Genomic DNA, 18,040 nt, shown 5'->3' with positions numbered 1-18,040 from the left:
AGAGACTTCCATGGCTGTGGATATCAATTGCGACATGGGCGAGAGCTTCGGGCTCTACAAGATGGGTGACGACGAGGGGATGATGCCGTTTATCTCGCAGGCCAATGTCGCCTGCGGCTTCCACGGCTCGGATCCCAACCACATGCGCCACACGGTGGCCCTGGCGCAGAAATTCGGGGTCAAGGTCGGCGCGCATTTCTCGCTGCCGGACCTGCCGGGCTTCGGCCGCCGCGAGATGAAGATCGACCGTGAGGAGATGGTGAACATCATCATCTACCAGATCGGCGCGCTGAAGGGATTTCTCGACGTCGCCGGCGTCCCGCTGTCGCATCTGAAGCCGCATGGCGCGCTTTACGGCATGGCGGCCCGGTTGGAGCATATCGCGCATGCCGTCGCGGACGTTGCGGAAGCCTACAAGGTGCCCGTGCTCGGCCTCGCCGGCACGCTGCACGAAGAGGTCTTCAACGCGCGCGGCGTCGGTTTCCAGGCCGAGTTCTTCGCCGATCTCGAATATGCCGATGACGGCGCGCTGATCATCACCCGCGAGCATGAAGCGGTGGATCCGGAGGACGCCGCCCGCCGCGCCGCGCAGGCCGTGCGGACGGGCGAGATCGCCTCGATCAACGGCAAGCCCTTGCAGGTGCGTGCCGAAACCATCTGTATTCATTCAGACACGCCGAATGCCGTCGCCATCGCCAAGGCGGTGCGCAAGGCGGTCGGCGAACTGGAAGCCGCTTGAGGCGGACACCCAATCAAAGGAGAGACATCCGATGGCAAAACACGAGGTCAGATCCCCGATCCCGGGAACCTTCTACCGCAAGCCGGCGCCCGATCAGCCCGTTTTCAAGGAAATTGGCGACACGGTCGCCAAGGGCGACACGATCGGCCTCGTGGAGGTGATGAAGACCTTCCATGAAGTGAAGGCCGATGCCGACGGCACGATCACCGGGTTCCCGATCGGGGACGCCGAACCGGTGATGGCCGGTCAGACGATCGCGGAACTGGACTGAGGGCTGACGTGGCTCAGGGCAACATCAAGAAGCTGCTGATCGCCAATCGCGGCGAGATCGCGGTCCGCATCATCCGGGCCGCGCGCGACCTCGGTATCGCGACGGTGCAGGTGCACAGCGAGGCGGACAAGGACAGCCGCGCCGTGCGCATGGCCGACGAGGCGGTCAATATCGGCCCGCCGCAGGCCGCCAAATCCTATCTCGACGTCCAGGCGATCCTCAAAGCGGCAAAGGAGAGCGGCGCGGACGCCGTGCATCCGGGCTACGGGTTCCTTGCCGAGAACGCGGCGTTTGCCGATGCCGTGGTCGAAGCCGGGCTGATCTTCGTCGGCCCGAGCGGCGACACGATCCGCCTGATGGGCGACAAGGCCGCCGCGCGCGCCGAAGCGCAGAAGGCGAATGTGCCGACGGTGCCCGGCAGCGACGGTGTCATCGAGGACATGGAGGCGGCCGCTCACCTCGCCGCCCATATCGGATTTCCGGTGATGATCAAGGCGGCCGCCGGCGGCGGAGGCCGCGGGATTCGCATCGCCCATGACGCCGGCGAGTTCCACACGCTGGCGCCGCAGGCCTCGTCTGAGGCGAAGGCCGCTTTCGGGGATGGCGGGATCTATATCGAGAAGGTCATCGAGCGCGCCCGCCATATCGAGGTGCAGGTGCTTGGCGACGGCGAAGACGTCGTGCATTTCTTCGAGCGCGAATGCTCGCTGCAGCGCCGCCGCCAGAAGGTCTGGGAAGAGGCGCCGTCGATCGTCCTCAGCGAGGACGTGCGCACCCAGCTGTGCCGGTCGGCCGTCGCGTTGGCCAAGGCGGTCAAATACAAGGGCGCCGGCACGATCGAGTATCTCTATGACGACGTCACGGGCGAGTTCTACTTCATCGAGATGAACACCCGCATCCAGGTCGAGCATCCGGTGACCGAGATGATCTGCGGCGCCGATCTCGTCGCCGAGATGATCGCCATTGCCGGGGGCGCGAAGCTGCGCGTCGGGCAGGATGCGATCCGCCGCACCGGCCATGCCATCGAGGTGCGGCTCAACGCCGAGGATCCGGCCAACAATTTCATGCCGTTTCCGGGCATCGTCGGCGAGTTGCTGGCGCCGGACGGCCCCGGTGTCCGCTTCGATCACATGCTCTATCCGGGCTATGCGGTGCCGCCCTTCTACGACTCCCTGCTCGGCAAGCTGATCGTTTGGGCCGAAGATCGCGACAAGGCGCTGATGCGGCTGAAGCGAGCGCTCGGAGAGCTGCGGATCGACGGCCTGCCGACCACGGCGCCGCTGTTTCAGGCGCTTCTCGAAAGCGACGATCTTCGCGCGAGCGCGGTCCACACCCGCTGGCTGGAGCCGTGGCTTGAAGACAATCTCGATCTCATCAGGCAAAAAGGAGGCTCAGCCACATGAGTAGCCGATACACATTCGGGGGCGACGAGCACATCTTCGTCGAAGTCGACGAGGCGATGTCGCTGGAAGCGTTTTTCGTCAGCCTGTCGATGACCAACGCGGTGCGCGACGCCAACATCAAGGGCGTTACGGAAATCTGCCCGGCCAACGCCTCCTTCCAGATCAAGTTCAACCCGGACGTGATCCATCCGAACGACCTGATGGCCGAATTGAAGCGGCTGGAAGCGACGGCGGAGAGCGCCGAGCCGGTGCTCGACACCCGCATCATCGAAATCCCGGTCTACTATCAGGATCCGTGGACGCATGAGACGCTGATGCGGTTCCGCGAGCGTCACCAGGATCCCGACGCGACCGACATCGAATATGCCGCACGCGTCAACGGCTATGACAGCGTCGAGACGTTCATCGAGGCCCATTCGGGCGCGCCGTGGTTCGTCTCGATGGTCGGCTTCGTCTCCGGCCTGCCGTTCCTCTACCAGATGGTCGATCGGCCGCGGCAGATCGAGGTGCCGAAATATCTGCGCCCGCGCACCGACACGCCACGCCTGACGGTCGGCTATGGCGGCTGCTTCTCCTGCATCTATTCGGTGCGTGGCGCCGGCGGCTACCAGATGTTCGGGATCACGCCGATGCCGATCTACGATCCGGAACAGAAGGTCTCCTACCTCCAGGATTTCATGGTCTTCTTCAAGCCGGGCGACATCGTCAAATGGAAGCCGATCAGCCGCGAGGAATACGACACGGCGATCGAGGAGGTGCAGGCGGGAACGTTCGCGCCGCGCATCCGCAACGTCCGCTTCTCGCTGGACGAATACAACGCCGATATCGATGGAACCAACGCCAAGCTGATGGAGGCCCTCCATGCCGATTAATGTCATCTCCGCCGGCATCGCCACCACGATCCAGGACATGGGACGGCCGGGCTACTACCATCTCGGCATTCCGATGGGCGGCGCGATGGACCGCCTCGCCCTGCGCGCGGCCAATCTGCTGGTCGGCAATGACGAGGAAGCGGCCGGGCTGGAATCCGTTTTCGTCGGGCCGGAACTGGAATTCACCGAGGACGCGACAGTTGCCGTCTGCGGCGCCGAACTGCCGCCAAAACTCGACGGCGAACCGCGCGAGACGTGGACGGCTTTTCCGGTCAAGGCCGGGCAGGTGCTGTCCTTCGACTTCCTGAAATCGGGCGCGCGCGCCTATATCGCCATCTCCGGCGGCATCGCCACCCCGCCGATGCTCGGCAGCCGGTCCACCTACGCCATCGGCGCGCTTGGCGGCGTCGAAGGCCGCGCCGTCCAGCCAGGCGACACGCTGCCGCTCGGCAAGGGCAGCAAGCCCGTTCGCGAAGGACTGTCGGTTCCCGCCAACCTGCGTCGCGGTCCGGGCAATCCGGCCGAATTGCGCGTTCTGCCGGGCCTCTATTGGCACCGCATCACCGAGCAGGCGCAGAAGGACTTCTTCGACGACACCTGGAAGGTCGCCAACGAGGCCGACCGCATGGGCTACCGTTTCCAGGGCGGGCGCAAGTTGGAATTCGTCGAGCGCGAGCAGCCTTTCGGGGCCGGCGCCGATCCGTCCAACATCACCGACGCCTGTTACCCCTACGGCTCGGTGCAGGTGCCGAGCGGCACCGAGCCGATCGTCCTGCATCGCGACGCGGTGTCGGGTGGCGGCTACTTCATGATCGGCACCGTCATTTCCGCCGACATGGACCTGATCGGCCAGTTGCAGCCGCACACGCCGACGCGTTTCGTGAAGGTGGACATGGATACGGCTCTCGCCGCGCGCCATGACCGGGCCTCGACCATCAATGCCATCCGCGAAGCTCTCGCCTGAACGCAAAAGGACATCCTCCCATGACGACTTTCGCATCCACGCATCCGACGCTCTTCGACGCCGCGTTCGGCGGCCGGCGCAGCGCGCTGCAGTCGGTCCTGCTCGCCGTGGCGGGCACGGCGCTGCTCTGGGCCTCGGCCAAGGTGCAGATTCCGTTTTTCCCCGTGCCGATGACCATGCAGACCTTCGTGGTCCTGTTCCTCGGCTTCGCGCTGGGCTCCCGCCTCGGCGCGGCGACGGTGCTGCTCTATCTCGCCGAAGGCGCGCTCGGTCTTCCGGTCTTTGCCGGGACGCCGGAAAAAGGCCTCGGCCTCGCCTATATGGCCGGTCCGACCGGCGGCTTCCTCGCCGGTTTCGTCGTCGCGGCCTATGTGACGGGTTGGTTCGCGGAGCGCGGCTTCGATCGGCACCTGCTTACGGCCGGCATCGCGGCGCTTGCCGGTCTGGCGTCGGTCTATGCGCTGGGGCTAACCTGGCTGGGCACGCTGATCGGCTGGGACAAGCCGGTGCTCGAATTCGGCCTCTATCCGTTCCTGCCGGCCGAAGCGCTGAAATTCGCCTTGCTGGCGGCCATCCTGCCGCTCGCATGGCGCGGCGTCTCGAAGCGCTGAACCCGTCATGTGCGGAGACGCCAAACCTGGAACCGCGCGCGGAATCGTCCTCATCGAGAACGCCCGCACGCGCGTGACCGAGTGGCGCTTCGCCGCACGCGGCGACAATACGGGCTGGCACCGTCACGACTACGACTACGTGGTGGTGCCGCTCTTCGACGGGACGCTCGAACTGAGCGAACCGGGCGGCGTGACGCGCAGGGCCGAACTGAAGAACGGCGTGCCCTATTTCCGCGAGACTGGCGTGGAGCACGATGTGATCAACGCCAACGACTTCGAATGTGCCTTCATCGAGATCGAGTTTCTCGACCGCTGACGGCTGGCTCCGCTTGTCGAGGTGATCGCGGCAACCCGCCGGCATCCGTCCGGCGGGTTTTTCGTGACCTTGGGCGGATGGATGTTTATTCAGGGTCGAAACTGGTTCATTGACGAACCCTGTCAGACATAAGCGCCATCGGGCCGCCCGGACATCCATGAGCACCTACGAATTTCCATTCCCTGAACCGCCGGCGCCCGGCGAGATGATCGACATCGTGCCCGGCATCAAGTGGCTGCGCCTGCCGCTGCCCTACCGGCTCGACCACGTGAACATCTACCTGATCGAGGACGGGGACGGCTGGTGCGTGCTTGATGCCGGGCTGCACGACGACCGGACAATGGAACTCTGGGAAGCCGTGCTTACGGGGCCGCTCGCCGGTTCGCGCCTGACCCGCCTGATCGTCACGCATCATCATCCCGACCATATCGGAACGGCCGGCTGGCTTTGCCGCAGGGCGGGCATTCCGCTCCTCACCAGCCAGACCGCCTACTTGGCCTGCGCCAATCTGGCGCTTGATCCCGGGTCTCCGCAGGACCGGCAATTCCATGATTTCTACATCAATCATGGAACGTCGCGCGAGGTCGCGGACCTGATGGGCTCGCAGGGGCTAGAATATCTGCGCAAGGTCGCGCCGCTGCCGAACACGTTTCTGCGGCTGTTGTCCGGCGACACGCTCGTGATCGGCAGCCGCCGCTTCCGGATCTTCACCGGCGACGGTCACGCGCCGGAGCAGGTCATGCTCTATTGCGAGGAGGACGGGCTGTTCTTCTCCGCCGACCAGGTGATTGCGAAGATCTCGCCCAATGTCAGCGTCTGGCCGAGCGAGCCGGATGGCGATCCGCTCGGGCATTTCCTGCGCACGGCGCGGCGTATCCGCGACAATCTGCCGGACGACGTTCTCGTGCTCCCGGGCCACCAGCTGCCGTTTCGCGGCCTTCACGCGCGCTGCAACGAACTGGTCGCGCATCACGACCGGCGTTGCGACCTCATCGGCGAGGCGGCGGCAGACCGGCCGATGACGGTCAACGAACTGGTTCCGGTGGTCTTCCCGCGCGAATTGGACATCCACCAGTTCGGCTTCGCCTTCAGCGAAACGCTCGCCCATGTGAACCGGATGATGCGCCGGTCTGAACTGGCGAAATCCACCGGCGACGACGGCGTGGTCCGCTACGTGTCGACGGTTCCGGCATCCTGAAGCCGCAGGCGCGGCACCGTCGAGCGCAATGAAATGAGCGCGCCGGACTTGTATTGAGTATAAACTGAGTGCAATAAACGCGAATGCGCCCGCAAACGCAATCCGCTGTCGCGAATATCCGCGCTTGGGTCGAGGAGACCATCGCGTCGTCCGAACCCGGCGACCGACTGCCGACCATGCGGCAGATCATGCGCCGCTTCCAGACCGCGCAACGCACCGTCGAAGAGGCGTTGCGACCCTATATGGACAGTGGCGCGCTTCGTTCGCGGCCCGGCGCGGGGATCGTGGTCGCGGATCCGGACGAACGCGCGCCGGCGCAGGCCGACTACGAGGGCGATCTGCTCGTTCTCTACCGGTCGTCGGACAGCCGGCTGGCTCGCAATCTCCTGCAGGAAATGGAGAGCCGGCTGAAATCCCGCGGCCTTTCGATCCTGCAGATCGGGTTTTCCACGGAGGAACAGGCCCTGTCCGTGCTCCAGCGGATCGGCCGGTTCAAGACGTGCCTGCTGCAGGTCAATTTCGAGGTCCTGTCGATCGCCTTTCTCGCCGCCCTGCATCGGCATGTGGATTCCATCGTCGTCGACGGGGTGTCGGCGACCGGGATCGATGTCGATTCCGTCGGAACGAATTGGCGCGAAGCCGTGTCGGTCGCCTTCCGCATCCTGCGGGAGAAGGGGCATGAGCGGATCGCATTTCTGACGTCGGCCCATCGGGCGCGGCAGATCGCAATGGCGCGCCGGGAGTTCGAGTTGCTCAGCGCGGCGTTGCCGGATCCCTCGAGAAGCTGGCTGGTGGAGGTCGATCGGCTGCCGGGGAGCTATCAGATCTCCGACATTTCTTCGGCGCTGGAAGGGCTCAAGGGTAAGGGCGGCGCCCTGCCGTTCACCGCCCTGATCGTCTGGGGCGTCGTCGAGGGTTTCATCCTTGAGCGGGCCCTGTCGGAGATCGGCCAGGAGGCAGGCAAGGATGTCAGCGTCATCCTGCTCGCCAGCGTCGATTTCGCATCCGAGCACCTCGGTCGCTTTGACGTCGTCGGCAATTCCAACGCGGAAAAGCTCAAGGTCTTCGAGGAACTGGTCGCGGACCGGATCGCCGGGACCGATCGTGAGCCGGAGACCCATTACCTGACGATCGATTATCAGGCGCATGGCTCCGTCACGGAGCCGTAATCACACGTTTGAGTACAATCCATATTGTAGCAATTTATATACTCAAATAGCGTCGCCTCGACACAGAGACTGACCGAGGCAACGGATGCTCCACGAGCGCCCAGACAACAAGACAATCGGCGTATCCATCATCGGCGCGGGCGAGCGCGGCGTGTATTTCGTCGGCACGCGCATGGCGGAGATCGCGAAGGAAACGGGCTTTCGCGTCGTCGGCGTGTTCGACCGGCTTCCCGAGCGGGCGAGCTACGCAGCGGAGCATTTGACAGGCATCTATGAGAGCGCGGGCATCGGACATGCCGTCACCGTGTTCGACACGCTCGAGGCCGCGGTCGACAACCCCGCCGTCGATCTCGTCCTGGTGACCACGCACACCAACGCGCACCGCGAGCCCGTGGAGGCCGCGATCCGCGCGGGCAAGCGGGTCTATCTCGACAAGCCCATCTCGGTGACGCTGGACGACGCCGAAGCGATCCTGCGCGCCGAAGAGCGGGGCGGCGAGCCTGTCCTGATGGGGTTCACGCGCCGCTACGAGCGCCCGTGGATCGAGACCGTCAGGCTGGCGAAGGACGGGGCGATCGGCGACCCGCAGATGATCCTGCTGCGGTCGGTCATCCCCTATACGCGCTACCTGCAGCTCTGGCATCGCAGCAATGCCGCGTCCGGCGGGGCGATCAACGACAAGGGATCGCACCATTTCGACGTCTTGAACTGGGTCGCGGGCGCGCGGCCGGTCTCGGTGTCGGCGATCGGCGGACGCAGTTCGGTGTTCAAGCCGGACCCGAACGCGCCACAGCGCTGCAGCAAATGCGATCGCGAGTGCCCCTATCGCCGCCACGAGACCCTGGTGGACCGTTTCGAGGGCGTTGGCGCGGCCGCCAATCCGAGCTGGAGCCATGCCGCGCGGATCGAGGATCGCAACGACACCTGCGTCTACCTGCCGGGCTCCGACATCGACGATCACGCCATCATCACGGTCCGCTACGAGAACGGCATGTCGGCATGCCTGTTCTTTTCCATCTTCGGTCCGTGGGCCGAGGACCAGGAAACGCTCGAGATCGTCGGATCGACGGGCCGGCTCCGCATGGAACGCCATTCCGGCACGATCGACGTCGTCGCCGATCACGGCCGCAAGCACGAGACCCTGTCCTTTACCAATCCCGAGCGGTCTTCGACCCATTTCGGCGCCGACCTGGAACTGGTGCGCACGCTGCGTCGCTTCTGCGGCGGCGAAGCGCCGCCCGTCGGCGTGCGCGAGGGCGTCGCCTCGTTGCGCCTGGTGCTGGCCGCGCAGGCCTCGCTGCGCGATGGCGGCCGGCCCTACGATCCCGACACGCAGGAGGCGCTCTGATGGCCATGTCGTCATTGCCGGCGCGCCTGACGCCGCTCGCCGCGTCGCTGGGGCTCCAGCCTCTGTATGGCGACATCCACAATCATTGCGGTCTGTCCTACGGTCACGGTCGTATCGAGGACGCATTGGCGCGGGCCGCGCTGCAGCTCGATTTCGTGTCGATCACCGGCCATGCGGCCTGGCCGGACATGCCGATCGACGAGCCGAGCGTCGCCCATATCGTCGATTTCCACGTCAAGGGCTTCGCCAAGCTGGCAAGGAACTGGACCGGCCACTTCGAGACCCTGAAGTCCTTTGAAGAGGAAGGCCGGTTCGCTGTCTTTCCAGGCTACGAGATCCATTCCTGCGCGCATGGCGACTACACGATCGTCTATGCCGATCTCGATCCTGCGGAGATCCAGTTCGCCGACAGTCCGGCGGAACTTCGCGACGCGCTCGCTTCCGCCAAGGGCGACCGCGCGCTCGCCTTCCCGCATCACATCGGCTACCGGCAGGGTGCGCGCGGCATCAACTGGGACACGTTCGATCGCGACCTCTCGCCCTTCGTGGAGATGTTCTCCATGCATGGCTGCGCCGAGAACTCGGAAAACGACCGCTCATACCTGCATTCCATGGGGCCGGTCGACGGCCGCTCGACCATGGCGTCGGGTCTCGCGCGCGGCCATGTCTTCGGCATCGTCGGCAACACCGATCACCATTCCGGCTTTCCGGGCTCCTATGGCCATGGTCGCACGGGGCTCTACGCCGCGGGTCGTGACCGCGACGCGATCTGGTCGGCGATGCGCGGGCGCTCGACCAACGCGCTGACGGGCGACAACATCCATCTGCTGACGGCTGTCGGCGACACGGTGCAGGGGGGCGTCGTCGCGCCGACCGGCAACGCGGCGATGCGTATCGAGGCCGTCGCCGGCGGCTTCATCGACACGATCGACGTCGTCCGCAACGGACGGCTCTGGAAACGAATCTCACCGGAAGTGCAGCCCGCGGTGATCGATCCCGGCCGCAGCGCCGCGGTCGAGACGATCCTTTATGTCGAGCTCGGCTGGGGCGCGCGCGGACGTTCCCATCGCTGGGAGGGCGAGGTGTCGATCGAGGGCGCGGACATCCTGGCGGTCGAGCCGCGCTTTCGCGGCGCGGAGATCGTCTCGCCGCTCGAAGGAGAGGACAGCGGCCATGCGCTGCCGCGGATCGCGCTGGAGGACGGCGTCGTACGGTTCGCCGTGACGGCGGACGCCAATCCCAACAATGTCACGTCGGCGACCCAGGGCTTCGCGCTCCGCATCCGCACGGGCAGCGACGCCACGGTGAGGGCCATGCTGTCCGGCAAGTCGGTCGAGATACCCGTCGGTCGCCTGTTCGAGGGCGCCGTCTCGGGCAATCTTGGGCCCATCGACACGCCGGCCTATCGGTTCCACACCCTGCCGCTGCCGCGGCAATGGCAGTGGCGCGGAACCGTCGATCTCGGCGAATTTTCGAGCGGCGAATGCGTCTATGCGCGGCTGCGGCAGTTGGGCGGCCAGACGGCTTGGACCTCGCCGATCTTTTGCAGGGGAAACTGAAAGTACGGGCGGCGGGCCTCCGGGTTGCGCCGTGGAATGCTTCTTATCGTGAAGAAGGGCCAAAGGGAGAAAAGGCTATGAAACATATCGGAAAATTCACGGCGGCATTGGCCGCGGCGACGATGTTGTCCTTGTCGGCCGGCGCCACCGATCTCGCCATTGTCCACGGCGCGATCGGCAAGGACAACGAGGTCCTGCGCAAGGAGCTCGACCGGTTCGAGGAACAGACGGGCCACAAGGTCGAGATCGTCTCGATGCCGGAATCGACGACCGACCAGTTCAGCCAGTACAAGCTCTGGCTCGCAGCGAAATCGACCGACATCGACGTCTATCGCATCGATGTCATCGGCGCGGCGCAGATCGCGGATCATTTCGTCGATCTGAAGGAGGCCTATGCCGACATCATCGATGACTACGTCCCGGCAGCCGTCGAATCGCAGATGGTCGACGGCAAGCTCGTCGCGCTGCCGATGTTCCTCGGCGCGCCGGCACTCTATTACCGCAAGGACCTGCTCGACAAATATGGCGAAGAGGTTCCGGCCACCTGGCAGGAAATGACCGCAACCGCGCAGAAGATCATGGATGCCGAGCGCGAGGCCGGAAACGGCGACATGTGGGGCTTCGTTTTCCAGGGCGCGGCCTATGAGGGCCTGACCTGCAACGCGCAGGAATGGATCGCCAGCTTCGGCGGCGGCCGCATCGTCGAGGCGGACGGCTCCATCGGCATCAACAACGACAAGGCGGCCGAGGCGCTCGATCTGGCGAAGTCCTGGATCGGCACGATCGCTCCGGAAGGCGTTCTCAACTACAAGGAAGAGGATGCGCGCGGCGTGTTCCAGTCGGGCAACGCCGTCTTCATGCGCAACTGGAACTACGCCTATGCGCTGGCCGCGGGCGACGATTCCCCGGTGAAGGGCAAGTTCGCCGTCACGACGCTGCCGGTCGGCGCGGAAGGCGAAAAATCGGCCGCGACCCTTGGCGGATGGCATCTCGGCGTGTCGAAATACTCCGAGCACCCCGAGGAAGCGATCGAACTGGTCCGGTTCCTGAACAATTACGACAACCAGAAGGAACGCGCCATCGAGACCTCGCGCCCGCCGACGCTGAACGCCGTCTATGCGGATGCCGACGTGGCCGCAGAGCAGGAATTCATCCCGCTGTGGAAGCCGGTCGTAGACAATGCGCTGCCGCGTCCGTCGGCCGCGACCAAGCGCAAATATAACGAGGTGTCTTCGGAGTTCTGGACCGCGGTTCACAACACGCTGTCCGGTGACGGTTCCGCGAAGCAGAACCTCGCCAAGCTCGAGGCCAAGCTGAAGCGCCTCAAGGGCAACAGCTGGTAAGACGCCGGCGCAGCACCGTCCGGCCTGACCGGACGGTGCGTTATCGCAGGAGAGGGGAATGACAACACGAACCGCCATATCGACGCTTTCGCGCCAGCGCATCCTCTCGGCGTGGCTGTTCCTTGCGCCGATGCTCGTCGTTCTGGCGGCTGTCGCCCTCTATCCGCTTGCCCGGACTATCTATTTCGGCTTCACCGACGCCTCCATCGACTTCACCTCCGAGGCGCAATGGATCGGTTTCAGGAACTACCTGGAATATCTGGATTACGGCGACGGGGAGGGCGAGTATTTCGGCCTTCTCGCCGACGAGGGGTGGTGGTCCGCCGTCTGGAACACGCTGCGCTTCACCGTCACCTCGGTCTTCTTCGAGACCGTCTTCGGGCTGGTGATCGCGCTCGTCCTGAACACCTCGTTCAAGGGAAGGGCGCTGGTGCGCGCCGCCGTGTTGATCCCCTGGGCGATCCCGACCATCGTCTCGGCCAAGATGTGGGCCTGGATGATGCACGACCAGTTCGGCATCCTGAACGACATGCTGATCAGGCTGCACCTGATCTCCGACCCGATCGCCTGGACCGCGTCCCCCGATACCGCGATGATCGCCGTGATGATGGTCGACATCTGGAAGACGACGCCCTTCATGGCGCTGCTCATCCTGGCCGGCCTGCAGATGGTTCCGGCCGACATCTACGAGGCCGCGAAGCTCGACGGGGTCAATCCGGTGCGGCTGTTTCGCAAGGTGACCTTGCCGCTGATCATGCCGGCGGTGCTCGTCGCAGTCGTCTTTCGCGCACTCGACGCGCTGCGCGTCTTCGACATCGTCTATGTGCTGACGCCCAACAACGACCGCACGCGCACCATGTCGGTCTTCGCGCGCGAGAACCTGTTCGACTTCGACAAATTCGCCTACGGCTCCGCCGCCTCGACCCTGTTGTTCCTGATCGTCGCGCTTCTGACGATCAGCTTCATTTACGCGACACGGATGAATGTGGAGGCGGACGAATGAGCCCTGCCATCACCCGCCTGGCGAAGACCGCCGGTTTCTACCTGCTGGTCGCCGTCATCATCCTGCAGGCGGTCTTCCCGTTCTATTACGCGATCCTGACGTCGCTGGAATCGGGCCAGGCGATCTTCGAGGTCAATTACCTTCCGACGGCGGTGACCTTCGCCAATTACTGGGGGATGATCGCCGACGGCGTCTTCGGAAAGCAGATCCTGAATTCCGTCTTCGTCGCCACCGTCGTGGTCTGCATCTCGCTGTTCCTGGCGGTGACGGCGGCCTTTGCGCTCAGCCGCATCCGGTTCCGGGGACGCGGGCTCCTGCTGTTGACCATTCTGTCGGTCTCGATGTTTCCGCAAATCGCGGTGCTGTCCGGCCTGTTCGAGGTGATCCGCATCCTCGGCCTGTTCAACTCGCTGTGGTCGCTGGTCTTCTCCTACATGATCTTCACACTGCCGTTCACGGTCTGGGTGCTGACGACCTTCATGCGCAAGATGCCCATCGAGATCGAGGAGGCCGCGATCATGGACGGCGCGTCCTCTTTCACCATCATCCGGCGGATCTTCCTGCCGCTCATGTGGCCGGCGATGGTCACGACGGGCCTGCTCGCCTTCATCCATGCCTGGAACGAGTTCCTGTTCGCGCTGACATTCCTGTCGACGGACGGGCAGCGCACCGTGCCAGTTGCGATCGCGCTGATCTCCGGGCTTTCCGAGTTCGAGGTGCCGTGGGGCAACATCATGGCCGCATCGGTGATCGTGACGCTGCCGCTGATCGTCCTCGTTCTCGTCTTCCAGCGAAAGATCGTGTCCGGCCTGACCGCCGGCGCGGTGAAAGGGTAAGCCAATGGCATCCGTCGAACTGAAGTCGATCCACAAGTCGTTCGGCAGCGTGAAGGTGCTCAAGGACGTCAATCTCAGCCTCGAGAAGGGCGAGTTCGTCGTCTTCGTCGGCCCGTCGGGCTGCGGGAAATCCACGCTTCTGCGCCTGATCGCGGGGCTGGAGGACATCACCAGCGGCGACCTCCATATCGACGGCGAGCGCGTCAACGGCGTTCTTCCGGCGAGGCGCGGCATCTCCATGGTGTTCCAGTCCTATGCGCTCTATCCGCATATGAGCGTCTACGAGAACATGGCCTTCGGTCTGGAGCAGGCGAAGCTCGACAAGGAAGCAGCCGACAGGCGCATCCGAGAGGCGGCGGAGATGCTGCAGATATCGGAGTATCTCGACCGCAAGCCGAAACAGCTTTCCGGCGGTCAGCGGCAGCGCGTGGCCATCGGCCGGGCGATCACGCGCAAGCCGAAGGTCTTCCTGTTCGACGAGCCTCTGTCCAATCTCGACGCCGCGCTGCGCGTCGACACCCGCATCGAGATCGCCCGGCTGCACAAGCGGCTGGAGGGCACGACGATGATCTATGTGACGCATGACCAGGTCGAGGCGATGACGCTCGCGGATCGGATCGTCGTCCTCAATCAGGGCCATGTAGAGCAGGTCGGAACGCCGATGGAACTCTACGAAAAGCCGCGGACGCGTTTCGTTGCCGGGTTCATCGGGTCGCCGCGCATGAACCTGATCGAGGGCGAACTCGCCGAGGCGCAGGGCGCGCATTGCTACGGCATCCGTCCGGAGCACGTCGCGATCTCGCGCGAACATGGAAGCTGGAGGGGAACGGTCCTGCTTTCCGAGGAGCTCGGCAGTGACACCTTCGTGCATGTGGAAACCGAGCGCGCCGGAACCGTCAATGCTCGAGCGGTCGGGATCCACGCGTTCGAGGCCGGCGAGACCGTGTATCTCTCGCCGGACGCCGATGCCGGCCATCTCTTCGACGCAAACGGAATGGCCCTGCGAAGCTGATCGCGGCGCCGGAAGGAAAGAAACGGAAATGGCCCATTCCAAGGGGTTTCTACAGCTCGCAGCCGAAACGGATCGCCAGTTCGCCGATGCGCGGGCGACGTGGGACGCCATCCGTCCGTCCGCTGCCGAACACGCGGCCAGGATCCGCGAGAGCGGCCGGCTCGTTCTGCTCGGCATGGGTGGGTCGCACTGGATCAACCGCGCTGCCGAGCCGCATTACCGCGCCGCAGGGATCGACGCGACGGCGCACGTCCTGTCGGAATACATGCGCGCGCCACTGCCCGTCGCAGACGCGGTGCGCATCGTCACCTCGCAATCGGGCGCGTCCGGCGAGGCTGTCCGGTACCTGCAGGGTCGCGACAACGCCATCTGGACGATCGGAATGACGCTCGATCCGGCCAGCCCGCTCGCAAGGGGAACGCATGCGATGGTCGGTGCCGGCGGGGTCGAGATCGCCTATGCCGCGACGCGCAGCCTTCTCGTCACGCTGGCGATGCATGCGGTCCTTCTCGACGCGCTGGGCCTCGACATGTCGGGCTTTCGCGCGGTGCTCGACAATCCGGCGGAGGCCGACACGGGTGACGCCGAAGACCTGATAGCCGGTTCGCAAAATGCGGTCCTCGTGGCGCGCGGTGCGATGCAGGGCGTCGCCGACGCTGCCGCGCTCAGCTTCATGGAGCTTGCCCGGATCCCCGTTCTCGGCCTTGAGGCGGGTCAGTTCCGGCATGGTCCCTTCGAGATGATCGACGGTGAGACCGCGGTGATCTTCCTGCGCGGGGCAGGCGACGAGGGCGACAATATCGACGGGCTTTCGCGTGAGTGCAGCGATGCCGGCGTGCGCCCGGTCGTCTTCGATTTCAGCGGCGAAACCGCAATTGCGGGGGCGATAACGGTCAGATTGCCGGCGGTTCATGGCCTCGCTGCGGCGGCAACCGTTCTGCCGGTGCTTCAACGGGCGATCATCGCTGCCTCGGACCGAATGGTGCCCGATGTCGGCATGCCGATCCGGTCTCGCAAGGTGACGAGCGGAGAGGCCGCATGACGGGGCGCGCACGACCGATTTGCGTCATCGGCAACGCCAATCTGGATCTTGTCGCCGGAAGCGTCGCCGATTGGCCGGCATGGGGGACGGAAGTGTTCCTCTCAAACTCGGATTTCCGCATCGGCGGTTCGGCCGCCAACACGGCGATCGTTCTGCAAAGGCTCGGACACGCGGCGGGCCTGGTCTCGGCGCGGGGGAATGACGAGGCAGGCGGGATGATCGCCCAGCATTTCGCCGGAGACCTGGATCGCGTCGCGGCCCTGCCCGAACGGACCTCGATCTCGGTCGGCATCCTGCAGACGGGCGGCGAGCGGAGTTTCTTTTCGACCGATGGTCACCTCGACGGACTGGATGCCGATTTCTACCGGGCCGGACTGGAGGACTGGCCGCTTGACGGCGCGCTGGCGCTCGTGAGCGGCGGCTTCGCGCTGCCGGCACTGATGGACGCGCATGCGGGCTTTCTGGAATGGCTAAAGTCGCGCGGCGCGGAAGTCGCGATCGATCCCGGTTGGCCGGGCGAGGGTTGGACCGATGCGGCCGTCGATATGGCGCGCGACTGGGTCGCCCTGGCGGATCATGTGCTGTTCAACGAGATGGAGGCGCTGGGCCTGACCGGCGCGACCGATATCGAACAGGCGCAGGATGCGATGCAAACCATGCTGGCGCCGTCGGCGTGGCTGATCGTCAAGCAGGGACCGGATGGCGCAAGTTGCTGCCGTGGCGAGGAACGCCTTCACGAGGCCGCGGAGCCGCTTCAGGTCATGGACACGATCGGGGCGGGAGACGCCTTCAATGCAGGCTATCTGAGCGCGATCGCCGACGGGGAAGATGAAGGAGCCGCGCTGAAACGTGGCATCCGGGTCGCAGGCCGGGTGATCAGCGAGTTCCCGCGGCGCAGCGATCCGATTTCACCCACACCCTGAGGCTAGCCATGCGAAACATCCTCCTCCTTGTCGCCGACGATCTGGGCCGGATGACCGGCTGCTACGGCGAACCTGCCATCGCAACGCCCAACATCGACCGGCTGGCGGCGGAGGGGACCCGGTTCGACATGGCCTTCACATCGACGGCCTCCTGCTCGGCGAGCCGCTCGGTGATCTACACCGGCCTGCACACGCACGAGACGGGCCAGTACGGCCTGCATCACGATCACCATCATTTCATGACGTTCGAGCATGTCGAGACCGCGCCGGCACTGTTCAATCGCGCCGGCTATCTGACCGGGATCATCGGCAAGGTGCATGTCGGCCCGTCCGGGATCTATCCCTGGGCCGTGCGCGAGGAGAGCGGAACCCGGGACGTCGCCTGGATGCGGGACCGTGCCGCCGCCTTCTTCGACAAGGCGCGCGACGAGGCGACACCCTTTTTCCTGACCCTCGGCTTCATCGACCCGCATCGCGACACCACCCGGTCGGGCTTCGGCAACGAGTTCGCGCACGAGGAAGTCGAGGATCGCGTATTTGAACCGGAGGACGTCTCGGTGCCGCCGTTCCTGTCCGACCTGCCGGAAGTGCGGATGGAACTGGCCGAATATTATCGATCCGTCTATCGGCTCGATCAGGGCGTGGGCCTCGTCCTGGAGGCGTTGGAACGGGCGGGCCTCGCCGGCGATACGCTGGTCTGCTTCCTGTCCGACAACGGGGCGCCGTTTCTCAATTCCAAGACCACGCTCTACGACGCGGGCGTGCATCTGCCGCTGATCATACGCAAGCCGGGCGGTGGGGCCGGCGTCGCCAATCCCAATCTCGTCTCCTTCACGGATATCCTGCCGACCTTCCTCGACTGGGCCGGTGCGGATGCGCTGTCGGATGCGCGCAAGGGGCGCTCGCTGCTGCCGATCCTGGAGGAAGACACCCTGTTGCCGGACTGGCAGCGGGTCTTCGGGTCGCACACCTTCCACGAGATCACGAATTACTGGCCGACCCGCTTCCTGCGCACGCCGCGCCACAAATATCATCGCAATGTCGCATGGCAGCTCGACTTCCCGTTCTCGGGAGACCTCTATGGATCGCTCTCCTGGGAGGGCATCCGCAATGCCGAGCCGGTGCGCATCGGCGAGCGGCCGTTGAAAAGCTACATTCGACGGCCGCCGGAAGAGCTCTACGATCTGGAGGCCGATCCGCGCGAAGTGACCAATCTCGCCGCCGATCCGCAGCATCAGGAACTGCTCGCCGACATGCGCGCGGCGATGGAGGAATGGCAGAAGGCGACGGGCGATCCGTGGCTGTACAGGGACGGGGTGTCCCTGCGCGCGGTGCAGCTACATATCGACGCCGGTCTTGCCATCCCGGACCGCTTCGATTTCGACCCGGACAAGCCCGGCAATCGCGCCTGACCCGGCATCCTCGTACTGC

The 18,040-nt window shown here is 65.0% G+C and carries 18 protein-coding genes; all 18 read left to right on the top strand.

Annotated features, from left to right (window positions below; translation table 11 throughout):
* Nucleotides 1-10 precede the first annotated feature (10 nt).
* The gene (gene pxpA, locus MRY80_RS05860) at nucleotides 11-739 is read left to right on the top strand and encodes a 5-oxoprolinase subunit PxpA (protein WP_293288967.1); all 729 of its coding nucleotides are present in this window, start codon (nucleotides 11-13) and stop codon (nucleotides 737-739) included.
* Nucleotides 740-770: 31 nt separating this feature from the next.
* Complete coding sequence (locus tag MRY80_RS05855; protein WP_293288965.1) at nucleotides 771-1,010, top strand: acetyl-CoA carboxylase; 240 nt, start codon at nucleotides 771-773, stop codon at nucleotides 1,008-1,010.
* Nucleotides 1,011-1,018: 8 nt separating this feature from the next.
* Nucleotides 1,019-2,413: an acetyl-CoA carboxylase biotin carboxylase subunit gene (locus MRY80_RS05850; RefSeq protein WP_293288963.1), complete on the top strand. Its 1,395-nt coding sequence runs from the start codon at nucleotides 1,019-1,021 to the stop codon at nucleotides 2,411-2,413.
* The gene (locus MRY80_RS05845) at nucleotides 2,410-3,285 is read left to right on the top strand and encodes a carboxyltransferase domain-containing protein (protein WP_293288961.1); all 876 of its coding nucleotides are present in this window, start codon (nucleotides 2,410-2,412) and stop codon (nucleotides 3,283-3,285) included. Before MRY80_RS05850 ends, MRY80_RS05845 begins: the two co-directional genes overlap by 4 nt.
* Complete coding sequence (locus tag MRY80_RS05840; RefSeq protein WP_293288959.1) at nucleotides 3,275-4,249, top strand: biotin-dependent carboxyltransferase family protein; 975 nt, start codon at nucleotides 3,275-3,277, stop codon at nucleotides 4,247-4,249. Before MRY80_RS05845 ends, MRY80_RS05840 begins: the two co-directional genes overlap by 11 nt.
* Nucleotides 4,250-4,269: 20 nt before the next feature.
* Nucleotides 4,270-4,860 (top strand): biotin transporter BioY, encoded by a 591-nt coding sequence (locus tag MRY80_RS05835; RefSeq protein WP_293288957.1) that lies wholly within the window; start codon nucleotides 4,270-4,272, stop codon nucleotides 4,858-4,860.
* A gap of 7 nt (nucleotides 4,861-4,867) precedes the next feature.
* Complete coding sequence (locus MRY80_RS05830) at nucleotides 4,868-5,176, top strand: cupin domain-containing protein (RefSeq protein ID WP_293288955.1); 309 nt, start codon at nucleotides 4,868-4,870, stop codon at nucleotides 5,174-5,176.
* A gap of 157 nt (nucleotides 5,177-5,333) precedes the next feature.
* Nucleotides 5,334-6,374, top strand: coding sequence for an MBL fold metallo-hydrolase (locus MRY80_RS05825; RefSeq protein WP_293288953.1), 1,041 nt, complete (start codon nucleotides 5,334-5,336; stop codon nucleotides 6,372-6,374).
* Nucleotides 6,375-6,457: 83 nt separating this feature from the next.
* Nucleotides 6,458-7,543, top strand: a complete 1,086-nt coding sequence (locus tag MRY80_RS05820) for a GntR family transcriptional regulator (RefSeq protein ID WP_293288951.1) — start codon at nucleotides 6,458-6,460, stop codon at nucleotides 7,541-7,543.
* An 85-nt stretch (nucleotides 7,544-7,628) separates the two neighbouring features.
* Nucleotides 7,629-8,891, top strand: coding sequence for a Gfo/Idh/MocA family oxidoreductase (locus MRY80_RS05815; RefSeq protein ID WP_293288949.1), 1,263 nt, complete (start codon nucleotides 7,629-7,631; stop codon nucleotides 8,889-8,891).
* Nucleotides 8,891-10,450: a hypothetical protein gene (locus MRY80_RS05810; protein WP_293288947.1), complete on the top strand. Its 1,560-nt coding sequence runs from the start codon at nucleotides 8,891-8,893 to the stop codon at nucleotides 10,448-10,450. The genes MRY80_RS05815 and MRY80_RS05810 overlap by 1 nt, the downstream gene beginning before the upstream one ends.
* Before the next feature lie 77 nt (nucleotides 10,451-10,527).
* Nucleotides 10,528-11,793, top strand: coding sequence for an ABC transporter substrate-binding protein (locus MRY80_RS05805; RefSeq protein WP_293288945.1), 1,266 nt, complete (start codon nucleotides 10,528-10,530; stop codon nucleotides 11,791-11,793).
* A gap of 58 nt (nucleotides 11,794-11,851) precedes the next feature.
* Nucleotides 11,852-12,796 carry a sugar ABC transporter permease gene (locus MRY80_RS05800; protein ID WP_293288943.1) on the top strand — a complete coding sequence of 315 codons (945 nt, stop codon included), beginning with the start codon at nucleotides 11,852-11,854 and terminating at the stop codon, nucleotides 12,794-12,796.
* Nucleotides 12,797-12,804: 8 nt separating this feature from the next.
* Entirely contained in the window at nucleotides 12,805-13,632 is an 828-nt protein-coding gene (locus tag MRY80_RS05795; protein WP_293289625.1) for a carbohydrate ABC transporter permease, read from the top strand.
* A 4-nt stretch (nucleotides 13,633-13,636) separates the two neighbouring features.
* Nucleotides 13,637-14,644: an ABC transporter ATP-binding protein gene (locus MRY80_RS05790; protein WP_293288941.1), complete on the top strand. Its 1,008-nt coding sequence runs from the start codon at nucleotides 13,637-13,639 to the stop codon at nucleotides 14,642-14,644.
* A gap of 28 nt (nucleotides 14,645-14,672) precedes the next feature.
* On the top strand, nucleotides 14,673-15,686 hold the full coding sequence (locus tag MRY80_RS05785; protein WP_293288939.1) for an SIS domain-containing protein: 1,014 nt from the start codon (nucleotides 14,673-14,675) through the stop codon (nucleotides 15,684-15,686).
* Nucleotides 15,683-16,609, top strand: a complete 927-nt coding sequence (locus tag MRY80_RS05780) for a carbohydrate kinase family protein (protein ID WP_293288937.1) — start codon at nucleotides 15,683-15,685, stop codon at nucleotides 16,607-16,609. The genes MRY80_RS05785 and MRY80_RS05780 overlap by 4 nt, the downstream gene beginning before the upstream one ends.
* Nucleotides 16,610-16,617: 8 nt before the next feature.
* Nucleotides 16,618-18,021 carry a sulfatase gene (locus MRY80_RS05775; RefSeq protein WP_293288935.1) on the top strand — a complete coding sequence of 468 codons (1,404 nt, stop codon included), beginning with the start codon at nucleotides 16,618-16,620 and terminating at the stop codon, nucleotides 18,019-18,021.
* The last annotated feature ends 19 nt before the right edge of the window (nucleotides 18,022-18,040 follow it).

Source organism: Oricola sp., assembly GCF_022763245.1.
Taxonomy (GTDB): Bacteria; Pseudomonadota; Alphaproteobacteria; order Rhizobiales; family Rhizobiaceae; genus Oricola.
The sequence above is the reverse complement of the archived record's forward strand: the minus strand, read 5'-3'. Positions and strand labels throughout refer to the sequence as shown.

Coding starts and splice junctions, on each gene's coding strand:
- pxpA (WP_293288967.1), top strand. CDS start 11: ATGGCTGTGGATATCAATTGCGACATGGGCGAGAGCTTCGGGCTCTAC.
- MRY80_RS05815 (WP_293288949.1), top strand. CDS start 7,629: ATGCTCCACGAGCGCCCAGACAACAAGACAATCGGCGTATCCATCATC.
- MRY80_RS05805 (WP_293288945.1), top strand. CDS start 10,528: ATGAAACATATCGGAAAATTCACGGCGGCATTGGCCGCGGCGACGATG.
- MRY80_RS05835 (WP_293288957.1), top strand. CDS start 4,270: ATGACGACTTTCGCATCCACGCATCCGACGCTCTTCGACGCCGCGTTC.
- MRY80_RS05855 (WP_293288965.1), top strand. CDS start 771: ATGGCAAAACACGAGGTCAGATCCCCGATCCCGGGAACCTTCTACCGC.
- MRY80_RS05845 (WP_293288961.1), top strand. CDS start 2,410: ATGAGTAGCCGATACACATTCGGGGGCGACGAGCACATCTTCGTCGAA.
- MRY80_RS05785 (WP_293288939.1), top strand. CDS start 14,673: ATGGCCCATTCCAAGGGGTTTCTACAGCTCGCAGCCGAAACGGATCGC.
- MRY80_RS05775 (WP_293288935.1), top strand. CDS start 16,618: ATGCGAAACATCCTCCTCCTTGTCGCCGACGATCTGGGCCGGATGACC.
- MRY80_RS05830 (WP_293288955.1), top strand. CDS start 4,868: ATGTGCGGAGACGCCAAACCTGGAACCGCGCGCGGAATCGTCCTCATC.
- MRY80_RS05810 (WP_293288947.1), top strand. CDS start 8,891: ATGGCCATGTCGTCATTGCCGGCGCGCCTGACGCCGCTCGCCGCGTCG.
- MRY80_RS05840 (WP_293288959.1), top strand. CDS start 3,275: ATGCCGATTAATGTCATCTCCGCCGGCATCGCCACCACGATCCAGGAC.
- MRY80_RS05825 (WP_293288953.1), top strand. CDS start 5,334: ATGAGCACCTACGAATTTCCATTCCCTGAACCGCCGGCGCCCGGCGAG.
- MRY80_RS05780 (WP_293288937.1), top strand. CDS start 15,683: ATGACGGGGCGCGCACGACCGATTTGCGTCATCGGCAACGCCAATCTG.
- MRY80_RS05820 (WP_293288951.1), top strand. CDS start 6,458: ATGCGCCCGCAAACGCAATCCGCTGTCGCGAATATCCGCGCTTGGGTC.
- MRY80_RS05800 (WP_293288943.1), top strand. CDS start 11,852: ATGACAACACGAACCGCCATATCGACGCTTTCGCGCCAGCGCATCCTC.
- MRY80_RS05790 (WP_293288941.1), top strand. CDS start 13,637: ATGGCATCCGTCGAACTGAAGTCGATCCACAAGTCGTTCGGCAGCGTG.